This window comes from Nostoc cf. edaphicum LEGE 07299, from assembly GCF_015207245.1.
In the GTDB taxonomy this organism is placed as follows: domain Bacteria; phylum Cyanobacteriota; class Cyanobacteriia; order Cyanobacteriales; family Nostocaceae; genus Nostoc; species Nostoc edaphicum_B.
Window position 1 is genome coordinate 1 of record NZ_JADEXF010000757.1, and the last position, 3219, is coordinate 3219.

At 35.6% G+C, this 3219-nt stretch carries 3 protein-coding genes; 2 read left to right on the forward strand and 1 reads right to left on the reverse strand.

What is annotated here, in order from left to right:
* Positions 1-1097, reverse strand: a 1097-nt coding sequence (locus tag IQ229_RS20200) for a succinylglutamate desuccinylase/aspartoacylase family protein (RefSeq protein ID WP_194046801.1), incomplete at its 3' end; no start/stop codon positions are given.
* Positions 1098-1596: 499 nt separating this feature from the next.
* Between IQ229_RS20200 and acsF the strand changes: the two genes are divergently transcribed.
* Complete coding sequence (acsF, locus tag IQ229_RS20205; RefSeq protein ID WP_194046803.1) at positions 1597-2646, forward strand: magnesium-protoporphyrin IX monomethyl ester (oxidative) cyclase; 1050 nt, start codon at positions 1597-1599, stop codon at positions 2644-2646.
* Between the two features lie 164 nt (positions 2647-2810).
* On the forward strand, positions 2811-3173 hold the full coding sequence (locus IQ229_RS20210; RefSeq protein WP_194046805.1) for a hypothetical protein: 363 nt from the start codon (positions 2811-2813) through the stop codon (positions 3171-3173).
* Positions 3174-3219: the final 46 nt, after the last annotated feature.

A 3219-nucleotide genomic window follows, 5' to 3' on the forward strand; every position in this document is an offset into this window, starting at 1 on the left:
TCATTCACAGCTTGCTTAGTCGCGACATCATAAACTAAGCCATCATGTTGAGCGCAGACATCAATTACAGTAGGTAGCTTACCTTCTTTATTAAAACTAAGAATTTGATATAGTTTGTCTCCAGCTTTTACTGAAGTGCCTAATGCTATTCTCGATTGAATCATACCACCTGCGATCGCATAATATTTTTTCCGGTTGCTGCTTGATGCAAAACTCATTTCATGGGTTTTTGTGCCGTCTGAAAAATCAGAAATTTGCAATACACCTTTTTGTGCTAAATAACTTTTCACACCCCGTACACCTTTAGCAACTGAATCAGGGTTAATTTGCATTCCTGAGCCTAATTCTAATGTCCAAGCTTCCACATCAAACTTGATTTCTCTACCCAACTCTTTAAAACAAGCTTCCAGTGCTAACCAAGGTTTGATAAAAGCTTCATCAAAAGCATCACCATCATATTTATCAAGTAATATTCCGAAATCGAGTAGGAAGTATTTAGCACTGTCTTCTCGATTTTTGAAGTAATAAACGTAGTCTAATGCGTGATTGGTAGAACTATGTAAATCAATTAAGTAATCTGCATCTAAACTGAGATTTTGTAGCTTGTAAGCAAAAAGCTCAGTGTAAGGGACACCACTAGAAGAATTAAGTTTTTCTAAAGTTTTTGCGAATTGTTGCTTAATTATAGTTAAATAATTTTGTCGAATGACCTTTAGATCACTATGAAGTTGAGATTTAGTAAAAGCTACTAAATCATCAGCTTCTTTCTCATAGTCCCAAAATATCCGATTCCAATCTTTAGCTTCATAAACGCAATATCTTCCAGGGGAGAAATGATGAGCGCGTTCATTTGTCCCCATTGGGTTACAAACGGGAACTAAGCAAATTTCTCCAGTTAAATCTGTATCATTTATTTTTAATAAAAACTCAATTAACTGGTGAATAACGGCATTACCAGCAATTTCTGCACCGTGCAGATTAGATTGAATGTAAACCTTTTTACCAGGTTGAGCGCCGATGAATTTGTATAGTTGTAAGGATAGGCGATCGCCCGAAGCCATTTGACGTAATACAATGCTTTCAATAACTGGCAGCATGAAATAACTCAGTGATGATTTAAGTAAATTATCGCTGTATCTGTACTGAATTAAAAGCTTAGTACAAAATTTGATTAATTCGTAGCTAATTCTTTGTGTTCCTCTGCGCTTACCTCTGCGCCCCTTTGCGTTTAAATTTAAACCCTCAATTCGCCACGATTTGACGCAAATTAGCTGATTACGCAAATGAAATCAGCTAACCTCTGCGTGAATTACTAAGATAAGGTAACATCACATTAACTAGTGTTGGCAGTAACTATGGCGCAGAATTGATTGCGGATTACGCATCAAGACGACAAAATCCAACTTTCTTGGCAACGCGGATATGAAAATCCTCGCCTTGCGTCAGATCGATGAAGAAAACGCAGCTGAATTGCGTTGGTATTTAATAGTTAGACTACAACACTTTTAATCATATTCCTGGTCTGAGACTCAGGAATTGCTAAGGTTTTTTTCTTGAAGTAGTATCAAGACTGATATTTTATAGAGGGTTTAGAATATGGAATATTTTCAAAACACACAGTCAAACACTGAGGTTTTAGCGAAAGAAACTCTCATTTACCCAGGTTTCTATACAATTAACATCAGAAAATTTTCTAATATTGATACCTTAAGCTTTCAAAAAGCCTTTAATACTGCTGTCGCCAATTTAAAAAGTGACTACACTAAAGACAAGTATATACGTGACGAAAGATTTAATCAGTCCTGGGATCACATTCAAGGTGAGGCGCGAGAACTCATAATTAAACTTCTGGAAATGTACTGTGCTGCTGAGTACTCAGGATTCATCCTGTACAAAGAGTTATCATATCAACTTAAAGAAACAAACAGCATTCTTTCAGATGGATTTTCCCTGATTTCTCGTGATGAAGCACGTCACGCTAGTTTTCTAAATAAAGCTCTCTTAGATTTTTATATCAAACCTGGATTAGGTTTTCTAAAAAAAGAACATAGAAAATATATTTCTCTACCTTTTTCATGGTTTATCTACTCTACCTATTTGTCTGAGAGAATTTCTAGCTGTTATTACATAACTATTTTTGAGCATTTAGAGTCTCATCCTGAATACTCCATCTATCCTCTTTTTAGCTTTTATAAATCATGGAGTGAAGATGAGAATCGACATGGAGATTTTTTTGGTGCAATTATTAAATCGCAACTACAGCTTTCTAATGGATTAAGGGCAAGATTAGTCTGCAAGTTCTTTTTGTTGTTGATTTTTAGTATGACATACTTCAAGTATAAGAGTAACGATAAACTCCTTGCCTTGTTTGGGCTAGATGCTCGTGAATACTATGTCTCTACAATAAAAAAGGTCAACAACTCTATCAGAAAAGATTTACCCATAGTTCTTGATGTTGAAGAGTCACGGTTTTTTAATAAATTAGACATTTGCTTACTGCATATTTCAGAAAATAAAAGAATTAATATTTCAAATCAAAATATGCTTTTAAAATTGATTCAAAAAATTCCACATTATTTCACTATTTTATTAGTTATGTTACGTCTATCTATCATGAAATCAATTAATACACGAGAGAACAGATGAGGTTTATCAATTATGGTATCATCTGCGCTTAATGTGCCACCTATTAAATTGATATACACCTTGGCGATCGCACGCAGCGCACTACCCTAAAGAGCGATCGCATAAGCTTTTGTCAAAAAGTTGTAATGTTAAGGCTTAATGTCGTAACCTTAAGCCTTAATCTTATGACGCTGGTGATTAATGTTGTAACCTTAAGCCTTAATGTTGTAGCGTTAAGCCTTAAGGTTATAAAATTAAGCCTTAAAGTTATAGCATTAAGCCTTAATGTTATGGCGTTAAGCCTTAATGTTGTAATGTTGGTGACGACAAAACTTTCACTTATAACTGCGCTCGTTGATTCAAGAACTATTTTGCAGCCAGTTCCATCCTTGAAAACTTTTACTGAGTCAGAGCCAGAGAAGCCGAAGAGACAAACAAAAATCAAAGCTTTGCAAGGCTGGTTTGAAAAAACACAACCCACGCCTTCTGATTTTGACCCCTACGGTGTACACACAAGTCGAATTACCCCCCTTAATCCCCCCTTGTAAAGGGGGGAAACAACAGAATTTTGTTCCCTCCCCAATACATACGGGG